This is a genomic window from Phaeodactylibacter sp., from assembly GCF_022763345.1.
GTDB lineage: Bacteria > Bacteroidota > Bacteroidia > Chitinophagales > Saprospiraceae > Phaeodactylibacter.
Genome location: NZ_JALEGS010000050.1, coordinates 42,876 through 59,387, shown reverse-complemented (window position 1 = coordinate 59,387; position 16,512 = coordinate 42,876). Strand labels below are relative to the sequence as shown.

13 protein-coding genes are annotated in these 16,512 nt (G+C 50.7%); 4 read left to right on the top strand and 9 right to left on the bottom strand.

Annotated features, from left to right (window positions below):
* Nucleotides 1-10 precede the first annotated feature (10 nt).
* The 4 genes from MRY86_RS13955 to tilS all read left to right on the top strand — a co-directional run bounded on the left by MRY86_RS13955 (nt 11) and on the right by tilS (nt 7,034).
* A complete protein-coding gene (locus tag MRY86_RS13955) occupies nt 11-2,647 on the top strand; it encodes an AAA family ATPase (protein ID WP_293566668.1) in 2,637 nt (878 codons plus the stop codon).
* A gap of 178 nt (nt 2,648-2,825) precedes the next feature.
* Nucleotides 2,826-4,478, top strand: coding sequence for a glucose-6-phosphate isomerase (pgi, locus tag MRY86_RS13950; RefSeq protein ID WP_293566667.1), 1,653 nt, complete (start codon nt 2,826-2,828; stop codon nt 4,476-4,478).
* Between the two features lie 202 nt (nt 4,479-4,680).
* Nucleotides 4,681-5,685, top strand: coding sequence for a carbohydrate kinase family protein (locus tag MRY86_RS13945; protein WP_293571563.1), 1,005 nt, complete (start codon nt 4,681-4,683; stop codon nt 5,683-5,685).
* Nucleotides 5,682-7,034 (top strand): tRNA lysidine(34) synthetase TilS, encoded by a 1,353-nt coding sequence (tilS, locus tag MRY86_RS13940; RefSeq protein ID WP_293566665.1) that lies wholly within the window; start codon nt 5,682-5,684, stop codon nt 7,032-7,034. Before MRY86_RS13945 ends, tilS begins: the two co-directional genes overlap by 4 nt.
* Here the strand turns inward: tilS and MRY86_RS13935 are convergent.
* From MRY86_RS13935 to MRY86_RS13895, 9 genes are all read right to left on the bottom strand, one after another.
* Nucleotides 7,031-7,423 carry an RNA-binding S4 domain-containing protein gene (locus MRY86_RS13935; RefSeq protein WP_293566664.1) on the bottom strand — a complete coding sequence of 131 codons (393 nt, stop codon included), beginning with the start codon at nt 7,421-7,423 and terminating at the stop codon, nt 7,031-7,033. The two genes, tilS and MRY86_RS13935, sit on opposite strands and share 4 nt — an antisense overlap.
* Before the next feature lie 11 nt (nt 7,424-7,434).
* Complete coding sequence (locus MRY86_RS13930) at nt 7,435-8,172, bottom strand: PPK2 family polyphosphate kinase (protein WP_293571561.1); 738 nt, start codon at nt 8,170-8,172, stop codon at nt 7,435-7,437.
* An 11-nt stretch (nt 8,173-8,183) separates the two neighbouring features.
* A complete protein-coding gene (locus MRY86_RS13925; protein ID WP_293564221.1) occupies nt 8,184-8,357 on the bottom strand; it encodes a PspC domain-containing protein in 174 nt (57 codons plus the stop codon).
* 100 nt (nt 8,358-8,457) lie between these two features.
* Entirely contained in the window at nt 8,458-8,769 is a 312-nt protein-coding gene (locus MRY86_RS13920) for a hypothetical protein (protein WP_293564223.1), read from the bottom strand.
* 98 nt (nt 8,770-8,867) lie between these two features.
* Nucleotides 8,868-9,371 (bottom strand): dihydrofolate reductase, encoded by a 504-nt coding sequence (locus tag MRY86_RS13915; protein ID WP_293564225.1) that lies wholly within the window; start codon nt 9,369-9,371, stop codon nt 8,868-8,870.
* Complete coding sequence (locus tag MRY86_RS13910) at nt 9,368-10,048, bottom strand: VTT domain-containing protein (protein WP_293564227.1); 681 nt, start codon at nt 10,046-10,048, stop codon at nt 9,368-9,370. Before MRY86_RS13910 ends, MRY86_RS13915 begins: the two co-directional genes overlap by 4 nt.
* 130 nt (nt 10,049-10,178) lie before the next feature.
* Nucleotides 10,179-11,774, bottom strand: coding sequence for a hypothetical protein (locus MRY86_RS13905; protein ID WP_293564229.1), 1,596 nt, complete (start codon nt 11,772-11,774; stop codon nt 10,179-10,181).
* A gap of 72 nt (nt 11,775-11,846) precedes the next feature.
* Entirely contained in the window at nt 11,847-13,424 is a 1,578-nt protein-coding gene (locus MRY86_RS13900; RefSeq protein ID WP_293564231.1) for a RagB/SusD family nutrient uptake outer membrane protein, read from the bottom strand.
* 26 nt (nt 13,425-13,450) lie between these two features.
* Complete coding sequence (locus MRY86_RS13895) at nt 13,451-16,450, bottom strand: TonB-dependent receptor (protein WP_293564233.1); 3,000 nt, start codon at nt 16,448-16,450, stop codon at nt 13,451-13,453.
* Between the last annotated feature and the right edge of the window lie 62 nt (nt 16,451-16,512).

The following is a 16,512-nucleotide window of genomic DNA, read 5'->3' as shown; positions in this document are numbered from 1 at the left end:
TAATTGCCGAATGGCGGAGGAAATAACGAATCCCACAACGCGAAATTATAAATTCCGGGAACTGAAAGTTTACGCTTCCACGGAGTGGCTTGCCGATAACAAAAAAAAGTATCGGCAGGTGTTCGACCGGTATGAGACCACTTACATTTACGCGGAGCTCTCCTTTCACAACAAGCTTTTTGATGTCAAAGACTGGGAGGTGGACGTGGAGCTTCGTTGCTACGCCATGAAGAAGAATTCCAAGCTGCTCTGTTCTCTGCCGTTCCGCCGTAAGGTAAGCAAGTACGACCACCTTATGTTTATACGCGAAGGGTGGGGCAATAAGACCGAAGGGGCATTCTGGAAAAAAGGCACGTACTTCTGGGAAGCTTGGATTGAAGGGGAGAAGGTCGCGACCAAGTACTTCTATGTGGAAGAGGCTGGCCGGGATGCCCTGCCGGGCGAGAACCCTTACCTGGAAGTGCAGTCTCTGAAGTTGTACGAAGGGCCTTATGATGATGTGATTGAAGATGAGCGGCTGTACTACGAGACGTTCAGCAGTGAGGAGACCCGTTATATTTATGTGGAGATTGTGCTGCGCAACCTGTTCCAGGAAAAATCCTGGCACTGTGAGTTGTTTACCAAGTTTTATAACGATGCCCGTGAGCTGAAGGGGCAGGTGGTCCGCCTGCAGCGTATTGACAAGCGGGATGACCTCATCCGGATTACGGCTGGTTGGGGTTCTAATGTCAAAGGCTCCTGGCGCCGCGACCGCTATACTGCCGAGTTGGTCTTCATGGATAAGCTCTTGGCTGTCATCCCGTTTGAAGTAGCAGAAGATTTTGAGGAGGGTACTTCCGGTGTGCTCTTGCCCAACCGGCATTCTTCCGTGCTTTTTGCGCCTGATGAGTCTCTGAATAAGACCTTCGAAGAGGTAATGAGCAACCTGACCAATCTGATCGGGTTGGAGGCTATTAAAAAACAGGTAAAAGACCATGCCCGGTATATTCAGTTTCTGCAATTGCGCAAGGACCGTGGGTTTGAGGAAAAGGAACGGATCAACGTTCACTCGGTATTCATTGGCAACCCTGGCACCGGCAAGACAACCGTCGCTCAGATGATGGGGCTGCTCTACAAGAAAATGGGGCTGCTCTCCAAAGGGCATGTGCACGAGGTAGACCGGGTGGACCTGGTGGGAGAATACATCGGGCAAACCGCCCCCAAGGTCAAGGAAGCGATTGAGAAAGCGCGCGGTGGCGTTCTCTTTATTGACGAGGCCTATGCACTTGCCCGTTCGAATGATGACAGCAAGGACTTTGGCCGGGAGGTAATCGAAATCCTGGTGAAGGAAATGTCGGGCGAAAGCGGTAAGGACTTTGCCGTTATCGTGGCGGGCTATCCGAAAGAAATGAAGCACTTCCTGGATTCCAATCCAGGGCTGAAGAGCCGTTTCAAGCTTTACTTCGAATTCCCTGACTACCTGCCGCAGGAGTTGTCGCTGATTGCTGAGGTCGCTGCGGACAACAAAGGCGTGAAACTGCACCCTGCAGCTAAAGAGAAAATTGACGAGCTGATCATCAGTGCATTCCGGACGCGTGACCGGTCATTCGGTAATGCCCGCTTTGTCTATGACCTCATTGAAAAATCAAAAATCAATCTGGGGCTGAGGGTCATGTCCAAAGAAGACCCCAAGACGTTGCCTGCGGAGGAACTGGCTTTGGTCGAATACGATGATGTCGCCAAAATTGAAGTCAAGCCCCGCATTCAACTCCCCAATATTCCGGTGGACGAGCCCCTGCTTCGAGAATCCCTCAACGAGCTGCAGCGGCTGGTGGGCATGGACAATATCAAGGAGCAAATTAATGAACTGGTCCGCCTTGTCCGCTTTTACCGGGAGACGAATCGCGATGTGCTGAATAGCTTCTTCCTGCATACCGTATTTATCGGTAATCCGGGGACGGGTAAGACGACGGTAGCCCGCATTCTGACCAAGATTTACAAAGCCCTCGGCGTACTGGAGCGGGGCCATATGATTGAGACGGACCGGCAGGGGCTGGTGGCCGGGCACGTTGGGCAGACCGCCATCAAAACTGCTGAGCGCATTGATGAAGCAATGGGCGGTGTCTTGTTTATTGACGAAGCCTATGCCTTATCGATTAGCCGCGGCGGAAGTGATTTTGGCGATGAAGCCATTCAGACCTTGCTTAAACGTATGGAAGACCACCGGGGACGCTTCTTCGTATTCGTGGCGGGCTATCCGGACAATATGGAAGCCTTCCTGAAGGCCAATCCGGGGCTGAATTCCCGCTTCGACAAGATCCTTAAATTTGAGGACTATAATCCAAAGGAACTGCACCGCATTGCTTTGCAGATGCTGAGCGAAGAAAGTGTGGTGCCTTCACCGGAAGCCGAGGAACACCTGAGGAGTTACCTGACCTTTCTCTACGACTACCGGGACAAATACTTTGGCAATGCCCGCACTGTGCGCAATGTAGTCAATGAAGCTATCAAGAACCACAACCTGCGTTTAGCTGCCCTATCACCTGAGGTGCGGGCCAATACTCCGCCTAATTTGCTGACCTACGAAGATGTGGAGCCTTTCAAACTTGATAAGAGCAGCTTTGTTTTCAATAAGAAGTCCATCGGCTTTAAGCGTGGGGAAGGATAGGCGCTATTGTTGTCCCTACTTCTTTCTCTGGCGCGTTGACTTGCATTTTTACCGGGTATAGGGTAAATAGTGCATGGGCTCAGGCATAAGCTTCACTTTGAGTTAACATTAATCTCCGATATTGCAGAACACTAGATTCAGCGCAGCCATCCAAAAATAAAAAATAAGCGATACATCCATGCTAAACCAACAAAATCCCACCCAAACCCAAGCCTGGAAAAAACTGGAAGCCCACTTTGAACAGGCCCGAGATGCACAAATGAAGCAACTCTTTGCTGATGATCCGGACCGTTTCAACCGGTTTTCGATTCAGTTTGAGGATATTCTGGTGGACTTTTCTAAAAACCGGATCACCGACGAGACCCTTCAGTTGCTGCTTGAGTTAGCCAAAGAGTGCAAGCTGCAGGATGCCATTGAGCAGATGTTTACCGGCGCACCGATCAATGAAACGGAGGGCCGGTCCGTACTGCACATTGCCCTGCGCAACCGCACCAATCTGCCCATTATGGTAGACGGGAAGGACGTCATGCCTGAGGTCAATGAGGTACTGGGCCGTATGGAAACCTTCGCCAATCAGATGGTGAGTGGGGAAAGGCTGGGGTTTACGGGCAAGCCGCTGCGCACGATTGTCAATATCGGCATCGGAGGATCCGACCTTGGTGCAGTGATGGTCACTGAAGCGCTGAAGCCCTACTGGAAGCCGGGTATGCAGGTACACTTTGTGTCCAACGTCGATGGCACCCACATGGCAGAGACCCTGAAGCAGTGCGATCCGGAGACGACACTCTTTATGATTGCCTCCAAGACTTTCACTACTCAGGAAACGATGACGAATGCCCGCACGGCGCGCTCGTGGTTCCTGGAAGCCGCAGGCAATGAAGAAGAAGTGGCAAAACACTTCGTAGCGATTTCCACGAATGCGGATGGCGTGAAGGATTTTGGTATCGCGCCAGAGAATATGTTTGGTTTCTGGGACTGGGTCGGCGGCCGCTACAGCCTGACTTCTGCAATTGGGCTGCCCATAGCCTGTACTATTGGTTTTGATCATTTCCGGCAACTGCTGGAGGGCTTCCACTCGATGGACCTTCACTTCCGGGAAACCGAGCTGGACAAAAATCTGCCAGTGCTGTTGGCGTTGATTGGGATTTGGTACAACAACTTTTTTGGAGCAGAGTCGGAAGCGATTTTACCATATGACCAGTACCTCCACCGCTTCCCGGCCTATTTCCAGCAAGGCAATATGGAAAGCAATGGTAAATATGTGGACCGAAGTGGGCAGCCTGTGGATTATCAGACCGGGCCGATTATCTGGGGTGAGCCTGGGACCAACGGACAGCATGCGTTCTACCAGCTCATCCATCAGGGTACGAAGCTGATCCCCTGCGATTTTATTGCACCAGCTATTTCCCATAATCCTATCGGAGACCATCATGCCAAGCTCTTGTCTAACTTCTTTGCCCAGACGGAAGCCCTGATGATGGGCAAATCCGAAAATGAGGTCAGCGCAGAGTTGGAAGCAGAGGGGAAGACTCCTTCTGAAATTGAGCAGCTGTTGCCATTCAAAGTTTTTGAAGGCAATCGCCCCACTAATTCTATTTTGCTCAAAAAATTAACGCCGCGTAGTTTGGGAAGTCTTATCGCGCTGTACGAGCATAAGATTTTCACGCAAGGCATCATCTGGAATATTTTCAGCTTTGATCAATGGGGCGTGGAGCTCGGCAAGCAGCTGGCTAAGAAAATCCTTCCCGAGCTGGATGGGGCCGAGGATGTCAGCAGTCATGATGCCTCCACCAACGGGCTGATCAATGCCTGGAAAGAAATGCGCGAATAATCGGGAGTCGATTTATCCTTTTACGGTGCAGCATATGCTGCGTGCTGAGACTGAATGACCTGTTGGTTTTTCTGCGCTACGACGCTTGCCGGTGCTGCACCGATAGAAATCGGGTCAAACTGTTTGGCAATTCTGGCTCAATCCAATAGTCAATTTGGCAAGAAATGCTATATTCGTTTCGAACCAGGACGTAAGCATTTCTATGGATAAGCATTACAAGATGGCTGTATTAGGCCCTATTCCCTTTGACCACATTACCACGAGCAAAAACCGGGTGATTGAAAAGTACGGATGCGCCACGCATACCGCAATTGGGGCTGCTGCTCTGCTGGGTCAGCAGGGTGAAGTGGTGCCCGTTACGCATGTCCGAAAGAGAGACGAGCCACAGGTAAAGGCATTGCTGGAGCGGTATTCCAATATCAGCACAGAAGGCGTCTACGCCCATTTAGATCAGGGAGACGTCATTCAGCTTCGGTTTGTAGATCAGAACAACCGTCTGGAGAAGCAAACGGCGTTTATGCCGCCCATCCGGCCGGAAGATGTGGAGCCCTTTCTGGACAGTGATGTATTTGTAGGCGTTCCAATTTCTGATTATGAAGTGCCATTGGAAACCCTGCGGTTCATCAAGGAAAACCGGAAGCCGGATGCGCTGACCATCTTCGATGCGCACGGACCAACCACAGCGGTAACAACTCAGGGGGACCGGGTACGCCGCTTCTGGATAGAGCGTGACCTGTGGCTGCCGTATATCGATATTCTGAAAATGAATATTGAGGAGGCGGGGTGCAGCTGGTTCAGCAAAGAGTATAAGCCAGAAGACCTTCAGCAACCTTATCAAGACCTGTCCGAAAAAGATATGGCGGATTTCGCTCAGCACAGCCTTGAACGAGGCGTGAAAGCAGTAATCATTACCCTCGACTCCAGAGGTTGTATGGTGTACTCCATGCCCGGCGGGCAGTTTAAAGCTGAATTTGTCCCTTCTATCCCGGTAGCTGAAGTCATTGATACCACGGGCTGTGGCGATTCCTTCGCAGGAGGGCTGGCTTACGGTCTGCTGCGCGATCGGATGGATTACGTGCGGGCAGCGCAGTTTGCCAATGCGCTGGGGGCTATGCGGACACAGGGTACCACTTTTGAGGTATTCAAGTCGCTGCCTGATACGGAAGCGATGCTGCGGCAGCACTACGAAGCGAATGCGCGCCTATGAACCTGGCAAAACAGATGCTGCACTACCTGGCTGATGCCTGTGGGGTAGACCACCCAAAACAGCAGCATTTTTTGCTGGCCGTGAGTGGAGGGGAAGACTCGGTGGTCATGGCGCACTTATTTGCGCAAACTGGCTTGTCTTTCGGCATAGGGCATTGCAATTTCCAGCTACGCGGCAAAGCTGCTGATGAGGATGCCGCATTTGTGGAGGGCCTGGCCCGGCAGCTCGATTGCCCGTTCCACCAAACCACTTTCGATACGGTCGCTGTTGCAGAACAATCATCTGTTTCCGTACAAATGGCGGCCCGGGAGCTGAGGTACGAATGGCTGGAGGTCATCCGGGAAACCTCAGGGTATGACTATATAGCCACGGCTCATCACCTCACCGACGCTGTAGAGACACAGATCTTTCATCTGGTTCGGGGCACAGGCCTGAGGGGGCTGTTGGGTATCCCTCCGCGCAATGGGCAGGTGGTCCGGCCCCTGTTGTTCGCTAGTCAGTCTGCACTATCCGATTATCAGGAGACTCAGGGTTTGGCTTACAGGGAAGATTCCAGCAATGCGGAAACCAAGTACACCCGCAATTTTATTCGCCACCGTGTCCTGCCAGCCTTCCGGGAGCTTAACCCAAGATTGGAGCAGTCGCTGGGGGAGAACATGCAGCGGTTTCGGGAGTCGCTTTTCCTGATGGAACAAATGCTGAACCGGATTGAAGAAGCTGCCAAAACTCAGGATGGCGACCGAATATTATATCAGTTGGATGCACTCAAAGCTTTTGCTCCGGCTTTGCCCACTGTGCTCTTTGAGTTGTTGTCGCCCTTTGGCTTGAACACCACACAGGCGAATGACCTTGCCTCTGCAATCCACGAAGGGCAACCGGGCAAGATTTTTATAACCCCAACCCACGAGATAGCGCTGGCCGCGGAGGTGTTGGAAGTCGTAGCTAAAAGGGAAACAGGGCCACAGTCACTGATTATTGATAGGGACGCGGAACAGCTGCCGTTTCCCGGCGGATACCTGTATTTCCAGTTGTTGGAAAAGGTGCCGGAGACCTTCTCTGCAGACTCCAAAATAGCCTACTTCGACTTCGAAACACTGGCATTTCCGCTGACCCTGCGCAAATGGCAGGCAGGCGATCATTTCCAGCCCTTTGGGATGGGCGGGAAGCACCAGAAAATTCAGGATTACTTTAGCAACCATAAATTCACCCGGGCGGAGAAAGCCGCTACCTGGATTTTGGTGGATGCAAATGGTAGCATACTGTGGTTGGTTGGGCACCGGAGCAATCATGCCAACCGGGTACGTTCCTCGACACGGCAATGCCTGAAGGTGAGCGTTCTAACGGATTAAAGCTTGTCTTTAAAGCGCTCAATTTTTCGTCGGTCCCGTTTGGTAGGCCGACCGGCACCCTTGTCACGGAATTCGGTTTTGCCCTTGCCTACAAACCACTCGTTGTACTTGTTGAGTTCTTCCTCAGGTGTCAGATCTTCGTAGCAGGTTTGGGCGATAGGCGCACCTACGCGCTTGCGAATTAGGTCCACCGCCTTATACTGTAAGTTGAAACCATTTTTCTTGACGGTAAGTTGGTCGCCCCGCTGAATCAGCTGAGAGGGCTTAGCCACTGAATTATTAACCTGAACCTTACCGGATTTGCAGGCATCTGTGGCCTGAGTGCGCGACTTGAAAATCCGGACGCTCCACAGCCACTTGTCTACACGTACTTTCTCAATATTCGACATAGATTCCTCAGTTAAATCGGCAGAGGCGGGTATTGCATGTTCAATGCCTCTAGTCGTTCAACTAACGTTTTGACCACGATATAGTTCCGGTACCAGCGCTTGTCTACCGGCACGATCGTCCAGGGGATACGGCTCTCATTGATGGCGTACTCGTAGTACTTCCGGTAGGTATCCCAGTGCTCGCGCTCCTTCCAGTCATTGGGGTTGTGTTTCCAGTGCTTTTCGGGCTCGTCAATGCGCTCTTGTAGTTCTTCCTTTTGCTGTTCGTAGGACAGGTGGAGATAGAATTTGAAGATGTGGGTATTGTTGTCAAAGGCGAGAAGCTCCTCAAAGGCGTTAATGGCAGCCATACGCCGGTGGGCGTGTTCATCATCAATCCAGCCATGCACTCTTTGAATGAGAATGTCTTCGTAGTGCGACCGGTTGAAGACCTGAATCATGCCCTTGGGGGGTACCTGCTTGTGGACCCGCCAGAGGAAATCGTGGGCGAGCTCTTCATCGGTAGGCTTTTTGAAGCTGTATACGTTTAGGCCATGCGGATGGCAATCTTTGAAGGTGTGCTTCACTGCGCCATCCTTTCCACTGGCATCCATGCCCTGAAAGATGACCAACACGCTGTGTTTTTGCTCAGCATACAGGACTTTTTGCAGGTCGCCCAGGCGTTCCTGTAGTTCTTTCGTCTTATCTTCGATGTCGTCCCGGTCCAGGTCGTCGGGCGGTGTTGTAGGGATTTCGCTTAGTCTGATCATGAACTGAGTGTTTATCGCTCCGGCATGAAAAGCCAGAGCAGCACATATACCAATAAGCCAGGAAAAGCTGCACTTAACACAGAAAGCAGCACATAAAAAAGGCGCACATTCGTAGGGTCCCAGCTGTAGTAGTCGGCAATGCCTGCACAAACGCCTCCTATGACGGCCTGGTCTTTCCGCTTCATTAATTTTCGGTTGGGCATATGGCTTGTTAAGTTTTAAGAATGGGTAAGATAGGCAGTTCCTGCAAAAAAGAAAAGCCCTGCGGTACAAGGCTTTTGGCGTTTAATTTTCCTGAGCTTCTTTGAGCTGAGCTTTAGCGTCGCGCCGAAGGACGCGCTGTACGGCATAAAACTCCCGGTGCGAAGGAATATAACCTCCACGTTTCCAGTGCTCGATCATACGTTGAGCGTCCTCTGGAGTGAGCTTTTTCAGTGGAGCTTCCTCTAGGATTTCCATATTGTAATTAGTGGTATTTTGAGTGTCCAGAGAAGGGTGGGGGGCTCTTCTTTTCTCTTGCTTTTGTTGTTGTTGATGCGTTAATCCGTATACGATAGCGACCATCAAACCCGCTATTCCTGCTACGAGGTATTCCATTAAAAAGTTAATTTATGTCATCGATAATCAACAATAGAACGTAATATGGCGGCGATATGTTTTGCTTACTGTTTTGATTATGAATGGATTGTGCTTTGCTAACGACGGCTGAACCACTTAAAGGTATAGGGGAAAGGGTTATCGGCATCGGCTTCGTGCGGTTCTTGTTGGGTCAACTCCCAGTCTTCAGCACTGAACGCTGGAAAGAAGGCATCTCCGTTTTCGACCTGTGTGTGAATGTCCGTAAGGATCAGCTCGTCGGCATAGGGTAGGGCCTGCCGGTAGATTTCTCCGCCCCCAAGCACGCAGAGCCGGGGCACTTGCTTTTGCCGGGCCAGGGCTATACCTTCTTCCATACTGTGGGCAACTGCTCCACCGGGGCCGGCTTTGTAATTTTCCCGCCGTGTGATGACCACAAATTGTTTATCCTTAAAAATGGTAGTGCCCTGATTGGACTCGTAGGATTTCCGGCCAGACAGGAGGAAACAGCCTTCGATTTCGTTTAGGAAAAAAGCTTCATCTGCGGGCATAGACCAGGGCAGTCCTCCATCTTTACCGATAACCCCGTTCTCTGAACGGGCAGCTATTATTACGATTTTCATGATTTTTTTCGTTTTCGGTCCAGCCAAATGTACAAGCCGTAGAGGAGTATTCCAATACCGCCCAGCCAGTAAAGCCCGGTTTTGAGTTGGTCCAGGTCCCGGGTGAAGTAGGCGATCCCCAATGCCAGTGGTGTGATGCCTGCAAGGGTAGCCAGCAAATAGGGCACAAAGCGCATCCCCAATAAACCGGCAATAATACTGATGGCATCTGTGGACAGGAAAGGGGAGAGGCGAAACAGTACCACTGTCCCAAAACCATATTCTTCCAGGGCTTCAGAAATTTCCTCCTCTTTTTCCTTCCCTATAAAACGCTCCCGGGCCTGCGCTCCAAACACCCGGCCAATCCAATACCCAATGCCCGAAGCCACAGTGACGGCGACTATAGAAATAATCACACCCCAAACCGGTCCGTAGCCAATTGTCGCTACAACCATAGGCAGCCAGCTGGGGAAGATGATTAGGAACATTTGCAGGACCATGAACAAAATGATGGCGATGGGGCCCCATATCCCGAACTGTTCAAACCATTTTGCCAGTGCGGCTTCATCACCCGCCTTCGCCAGCCGGAATCCCTCATTGACGGTTTGCTGTACTGAAGGTGAGGCAAAGTAAAGCACGACCAGGCTGCCTAGTAGCAACAGGGTGAGAAAGGAGGCGGTAACTTGTGTTCTTTTCAAAGGCTTTTATGTAAAAAAAGCGCTCGTCGTTGTTGATGTTCGAAGGAGGGCAAAATGAAAACGGGCAGATGCTCCGGAGAACACCTGCCCGTATCTGTCAGGCGATAAGACATCGCCTAATCAAAATGACTTACTCAAAGGAGTATTCGCCAGTCAGCACGTTGAAACGTACCGTGTAATTACCCGCGGTAACGGGGATATTCGGTCCATCCTGTGTGCCGATGCCACTTGGGAAATCACCAGCTCCCCAGTTTACGCCCCAGTCATTATTCAGGCGGAATTTGGCCTCACCATCCGTCAGTTCGATATTCACGGTTTGAACGGAAGGCTCGGCAGGATCAGGCATCATATCTGTATCTGCGTCCCAGCCATCAGGCGTGGAGTCACCAATGATGCCAACTGAAGCTGCCTCAAAGCTGTATTCACCTGTTTCAGGGTTGAACGTTACCTGGTAGAGGCCAAAGGTAACCGGGATGTTAGGCCCGTCCTGTGTACCGGTGCCACTTGGGAAGTCAGTAGCGCCCCAGTTGACAGCCCAGTCGTTATCAGCGCGAAACTTCGCTTCACCGTCCAGCAGGCCGATGAGGATGGAGTAGGTACCGTCACCGTTGTCTGTCATAGGCGTTTCTGCATCCCAGCCACCGGGTGTAGCGTCGCCAATGATACCAATGGACTCAAATCCGCCACCGCCACCAGTGCCCAGGAATTCCATAGTGTACTCCAGGGTAGCGTCGTTGAAGGTGATTTTGTAAATGCCAGGGTCGCCCATGAACATAGTGTTGTTGCCAAACTCTTCGGCTACACCATCACCATCTGCATCACCGAAGTTTTTGCCCATGAAGTTGGGCATTTCAGCAAATTTGAACTCATCGCCTTCTGCCAGTTCCACTTCAGCCAGTTCCCAGGTGTTGTCGCCCGTGAGCTGGAAGCGGAATTCGTCCCCGTCAAAGTTGTTGAAGGTACCGAGCAGGTAAAGACCGGAGAGGTTGGTGGCAAACTCAACAGCCGGACGTACCGTGTACTCCAGGGTTTCGTCGTTGAAGGTTACGGTCACTTCACCGGAATAACCACAAGCGGTATTGCCGTTGCCGCCGCTGAGGTTACTTTCCATGAAGTTGTTGCAATCGGTGTCGCCCCAGTCCTCATCACACCAGTCCAGGCAGTTTTTGAATTTCCACTCGTCGCCGAGCAGGTCAATACCTGAAATTTCCCAGGTGTGGTCCGCGACGAGGGTCATCGCATCACCGCCCCATCCATTGAAGCCACCGGCAATCCACATTTCATCATGGTTGGCCGCGAACGGCAGCAGCGAAATTTCAAAGGACGTGCTTCGGTTGGTGGTCTGCCCCTTAGCATCCGAAACCGTGATATTCATATTGTAGATGCCTGCGCCAAGCTGTTCGGCAGGCACTGCAAAATCGGCACCAGGCACCACGATACTGTCGCGGGTACCTGTCACTGCCTGAGTGGCATCGGCAAGGGTGTTGCCAAATTCATCCAGCAGCTGCACAGAGATTTCGGAAAGAGGCGAAGACTCACCATCTGCCACGATGACTTTCAGGTCGAAGTTGCCAACTACAATCTTGCTGTTGTTGGCCGGAGTGATGGAAACAATACCGGGCGCGAAGTCCGTCAACGCTTCCACGTCGATCTCATCCTTGGTACAGCTAAAGGCAACGAGCCCCGCCAAAACCAGGATGGAAGATATTTTAAGAAAATTTTTCATGTCTTAATCTGATTGAAAATTTGATAAATTTTCGAATGGTCCGGGGCTGCAAGTGCAGCCCCGGATTGTTTTTTAGTAGCCTGGGTTTTGGTCCAGGCTTGGATTGGCCAGCAACTCTTCCGCTGGAATAGGGTAGAGGTTGCGGAATTCAGCCGTAGTTTGTCCTTCGGCTATCCCTCCTTTCCATGCCCATACCCCTTCTTCTGTGTACTTACCGAAACGGATCAAATCTGTGCGCCGGTGACCTTCCCAGTACAACTCACGAGCCCGCTCATCCAAAATGAAGTCAAGGTTCAGATCAGCTTCTGAAATATTGCCCGCTTCATTATCATAAGCACGCAGGCGTAGTTGATTGATTAAGGTTGTTGCAGTGGCCAGGTCACCGTTGGTAGCGCCCCGAAGTACAGCCTCTGCATACATTAGGTGTACGTCTGCAAAGCGGAATAAGGGATAATCCGTATCTACGAATGTAACACTGCTTCCTGCAACTCCATCAGAAGTGATATTCTGATATTTTGGAGAAGCATACCCATTGGTGAATTCATCCAGCGCTTCGATCGCCTTGGTTTGACCTTCTGTGAAGAAGATGGCACGTTCATCAATGTTGCCTGTTTCATCCGGGTATAAGTCCACCAGTGAAGGTGTGGTTCTCAGACCGCCCCAAGCACCAGATACTCCATACTCTGTATCAGTCATTGCACCGCCAAGAGCCGCATGTACAAGGTAGGTTGTTCCACCAAAAGTCTGAGTAGCTTCACCGTCAAAATTGACAGCAAAGATGATCTCTGGTGAGGTGTGATTATCGGCCAGGAAGTTGTGCTGATAGTTTTCAGCAAGCGAGTAAGTTCCTGATTCGATAATTTTATTGCAAGCCTCGACACACTCATTGTAGGCTGCCCGGCCGCTGTATACCTCAGCGTTCAAGTACAATTTTGCCTGAAGCATCCACAGTGCTGCGCGGTCTGCGCGGCCGTAAGGAGCTGTGCCCGGATCGAGCATATCGGCTTCGATTATTTGAAGCTCATCGACCAGGAAGGTATAAATATCGGCTGCACTAGCTTGTGAAGGTGCACTACCACCTACCAACTGATCCTCTGTGTAGAAGGGGATGTTGCGGAACAAGTCAATACCGTGCCAGTAGCTAAGGGCACGGAGGAAGCGAGCTTCAGCGCGGAATGCAGGCATTTGGGCACGTACTTCCTCACTTACGCCACGTTCTTCGAGCTTCTCAGGGGTAGATTCCCTCAAGAACTCATTTGCTAGAGAAACCTGGAAGAAAACCCGGGAGTACATAGCTCTCACGAATTGATTGTTACTTCCCCATTGCTGTGTAACAATATCGGGAAGACCTTCGTCATTCCAGCCGATTACGGCCTCGTCAGTAGGCAAAGTCTGCAATTGCCAGTACTGGCGCAAGTAACTGGAAAAACCTTCATCCGGAATAGTTTTGATATCCGGGTTGCCTGCAGGCCCTTGCTGCCCGGTTACGGCCAAACCAGCATAAAGCCGTGCTAAAAAACGCTGGTAGGCATCCTCCTCACCGAAGAAAACATCAGGGATGAGGTCGTTGCGTGGAGTAACATCCAAATCAGTACAGGCAGACATAGCCAGCACCAGCGCAACTAATGATATATTAATGATCTTTCTCATGGATCAAGTTCTTTTTAATCAAAAAATTAAAGACCAAGGCTTACACCAAAAATGAAACCAACTGGCCGTGGATAAGGCGCGTTGTCAATGCCGTCAACTCCTACTTCAGGGTCCAGTCCACTGTATTCCGTGAATACGAGTGGGTTGGTAGCTGTGACATAAGCACGCAAGCTACTAATGCCGCGCTTTGGCAGGAACGTGTAACCAAGCGTGATGTTATCCAGGCGCATGAACGAAGCATCCTCTATGTAATAGTCTGAGAAGTACTGTGGGTTCTCAAATTGAGTTACCAAAGCTGATTCATGCAGGTTGCTTACAAAGCCAGGCAGGACTCCAATTCTGTCGAAGTGCCCCCGGTTTGATGCGTTGTTGTTGTAAATATAATTACCTACTGCTCCACGAATCGTCAGCGCGAGGTCAAAACCTTTATAACTCATATTTGAGGTCAGGCCATAAATGATATCGGGAGCTGGTGACTTGAAAATACGGCGGTCCAGCTCGTTAATAATGCCATCACCGTTTTGGTCTACGTACATTTGAATGTCATCTGCTGCAGATACCGGAGTGCCATCGTCATTGAGTACGTGCTCGTAAACGAAAAAGGCATTGATTTCTTCATCTTCCCGGATCAGCTGAATGTTATTGCCCACTGCACCAGCAATGCCTCCCCGTGGAATACCAGCAGATCCACCAATATTACCCAGATCGATTACTCTGGTTCGGTTATAGGCTACGTTACCATTCAGGTCCCAGTTAAAGTCCTTTCCTGCTACGGCTACAGCGTTCAGGCTAAGCTCCACACCACTGTTTTCGACTTCACCCACGTTTGTAGTGATCCTATCGGTGAGGTTGGTACCGGCGGGCACGTTAACCTCAATAAGAAGCTCATTGGTCCGCTGTACATAGTATTCGAGTGAACCGCTAATCCGCCCATTGGCAAAGCCGAATTCAAGACCGGCATTGATGGAAGTCGTTTCTTCCCACTGCAACCCGCTATCATAGGCATTTGGGCGTGCCGTGCTGACGAAAATCGGGTTTCCATCGTTATCTACACCGATCTGATATTGTGCACGTTGGTCACTGAATGTATACTGAGGTATATATAGATAATCAGCAATCTCCTGATTACCCACTACGCCGTAACTTACACGGAATTTCAGGTCGGAGAAAATATTATTCAGTGAACTTGCCCAGTCTTCCTGAAGCACCCGCCAGGCCACAGCTGCAGATGGGAACAACCCCCAGCGGCTTTCCGGGCCGAAGCGGGTGGAACCGTCACGGCGAAGGGTTGCTGTCAGCACGTAGCGCTCGTCAAAGCTGTAAATCGCACGGCCCCAGAAGGAGATCAGGCGGTTTTCGAAAATACTGTTGAAAGGGAAAGTCTCTTCTGCCTGATCCGGACCGTTTACTCCAAACTGATTAGTCGAAAGGTCCTGAGCGGTGAATCCGGTATACTCTTCGGTAAAGTCTTGATACGAATAACCCAATGTGAGATTCAGCCGGCTTCTTTCTGCCAGTTGCCGCTGGAACTTTAAGTAAGCATCAAAAAGGTAATTAGTCCGGGTATAATCCTCCAGGTTGACCAAACCAGCAAAATCAGATCCAGTAATTGTATTAGTGTAGGTTGTAGGTTCAAAGCGGTTTCGGCTACCTTGGTTTACATCAAAGCCAACCGTTGTTTTGAACGACAATCCCTCAACGAGGTCATCCAGTTTGTATTCCAGGTCAAGGTTGCCAAGGGTACGGAAAGATTGGCCCTGGTCCTGACGCTGTTCAATTGCAGAAACCGGGTTACGTGGTGCCAACGGATTGCCATACTCATTATAGCCGGCGAAAGCTTCATTGGCAGGGTCAAAAACTGGCTGTGTAGGGTCGAAGTCCCATGCTGCACCTATGCCCGGATCAAAAATATCTTTTGTTCTGGCGCCACGAACATTTGTATTTAAGATCAGCTTGTCATCAAAGAATTTGTGGTTGTAGTTCATACCAAAGCTCACACGCTCTGTTTCAGAGGTACGTACAATACCTTCCAAATTTTGATATCCGGCAGAGATACGGTAGCCACTGTTCTGACCACCACCACTAATGCTAAGGTTGTGGCTTTGACCATAGGCAGTACGGAGCACTTCGTCAAACCAGTTGGTGTTAGCGTTGCCCAATAAATCAAGGCGGTTTGGCTCTGCAAAGGTAACTACTCTGCGGAAGTTGTCGGCATCAAGCATGCCAGGTTCGCCACGAATTTCGTTCATGGTAACATACCCGTCATAATTAACTTGAGGGCGGCTGCCAGCCTCTCCTTTCTTGGTCGTAATAACAATAACACCGTTCGCACCCCGTGAACCGTAGATTGCTGTCGCAGAGGCATCTTTTAGTATAGTGAAAGACTCAATGTCGTTAGGATTGAGAAAGTTCAGTGGATTTCTTCCACCTGCGAAACCTTCATTGTCGATGGGAATGCCATCAATAACGTAAAGCGGCTCGTTACTGGCGTTGATGGATGTACCACCCCGGATACGAATGGCGGATCCACCACCTGGGGAACCATCGCCTGGTGAAATTTGTACACCTGCCACTTTACCTGAAATCAGTTGTTCAGGCGAAACAATGGCACCGCGGTTAAAGTCTTTCGTTTCTACTTTCGCGACTACCCCGGTCGCATCTTCCTTGCGCACCGAGCCATAACCGATGACCACCACTTCCTCCAACACTTCGGCATCTTCGCCCAGTTGGAAGTCAAGCGTAACGGTTTCTCCGTCTCTTACGGTAATGGTTTTAGTAAGGTCTCCGTATCCAGTATAGGATGCCCGGAGTTGCTGTTCGCCGGCCGGCACATTTTCGAGGACGTAGTTACCGTCAAAGTCGGTAGCCGTTCCCCGGCTGCTGCCCACCAGCAGAATGGTAGCCCCGATCAGGGCCTCGCCATTTTCGTCGATCGCTTGGCCTTGTACTGTACCCTGAGCATACCCCTGTTGGACCAGGAGCAGCGCAGCTGCCAATGCCACGACCAATCGCAGAATGTTTTTCATAAGAGCTACAATTTAATTTTGGTTGTATGGTAAGTTTAGATTACCCGTGTCAATTTTAGTGT

What these genes read in the sequence shown, in the direction of transcription:
- MRY86_RS13895 (WP_293564233.1), bottom strand. Translation starts at nt 16,450, where the DNA reads ATGAAAAACATTCTGCGATTGGTCGTGGCATTGGCAGCTGCGCTGCTC.
- tilS (WP_293566665.1), top strand. Translation starts at nt 5,682, where the DNA reads ATGAACCTGGCAAAACAGATGCTGCACTACCTGGCTGATGCCTGTGGG.
- MRY86_RS13925 (WP_293564221.1), bottom strand. Translation starts at nt 8,357, where the DNA reads ATGAAGCGGAAAGACCAGGCCGTCATAGGAGGCGTTTGTGCAGGCATT.
- MRY86_RS13955 (WP_293566668.1), top strand. Translation starts at nt 11, where the DNA reads ATGGCGGAGGAAATAACGAATCCCACAACGCGAAATTATAAATTCCGG.
- MRY86_RS13915 (WP_293564225.1), bottom strand. Translation starts at nt 9,371, where the DNA reads ATGAAAATCGTAATAATAGCTGCCCGTTCAGAGAACGGGGTTATCGGT.
- pgi (WP_293566667.1), top strand. Translation starts at nt 2,826, where the DNA reads ATGCTAAACCAACAAAATCCCACCCAAACCCAAGCCTGGAAAAAACTG.
- MRY86_RS13930 (WP_293571561.1), bottom strand. Translation starts at nt 8,172, where the DNA reads ATGATCAGACTAAGCGAAATCCCTACAACACCGCCCGACGACCTGGAC.
- MRY86_RS13935 (WP_293566664.1), bottom strand. Translation starts at nt 7,423, where the DNA reads ATGTCGAATATTGAGAAAGTACGTGTAGACAAGTGGCTGTGGAGCGTC.
- MRY86_RS13900 (WP_293564231.1), bottom strand. Translation starts at nt 13,424, where the DNA reads ATGAGAAAGATCATTAATATATCATTAGTTGCGCTGGTGCTGGCTATG.
- MRY86_RS13905 (WP_293564229.1), bottom strand. Translation starts at nt 11,774, where the DNA reads ATGAAAAATTTTCTTAAAATATCTTCCATCCTGGTTTTGGCGGGGCTC.
- MRY86_RS13945 (WP_293571563.1), top strand. Translation starts at nt 4,681, where the DNA reads ATGGATAAGCATTACAAGATGGCTGTATTAGGCCCTATTCCCTTTGAC.
- MRY86_RS13920 (WP_293564223.1), bottom strand. Translation starts at nt 8,769, where the DNA reads ATGGAATACCTCGTAGCAGGAATAGCGGGTTTGATGGTCGCTATCGTA.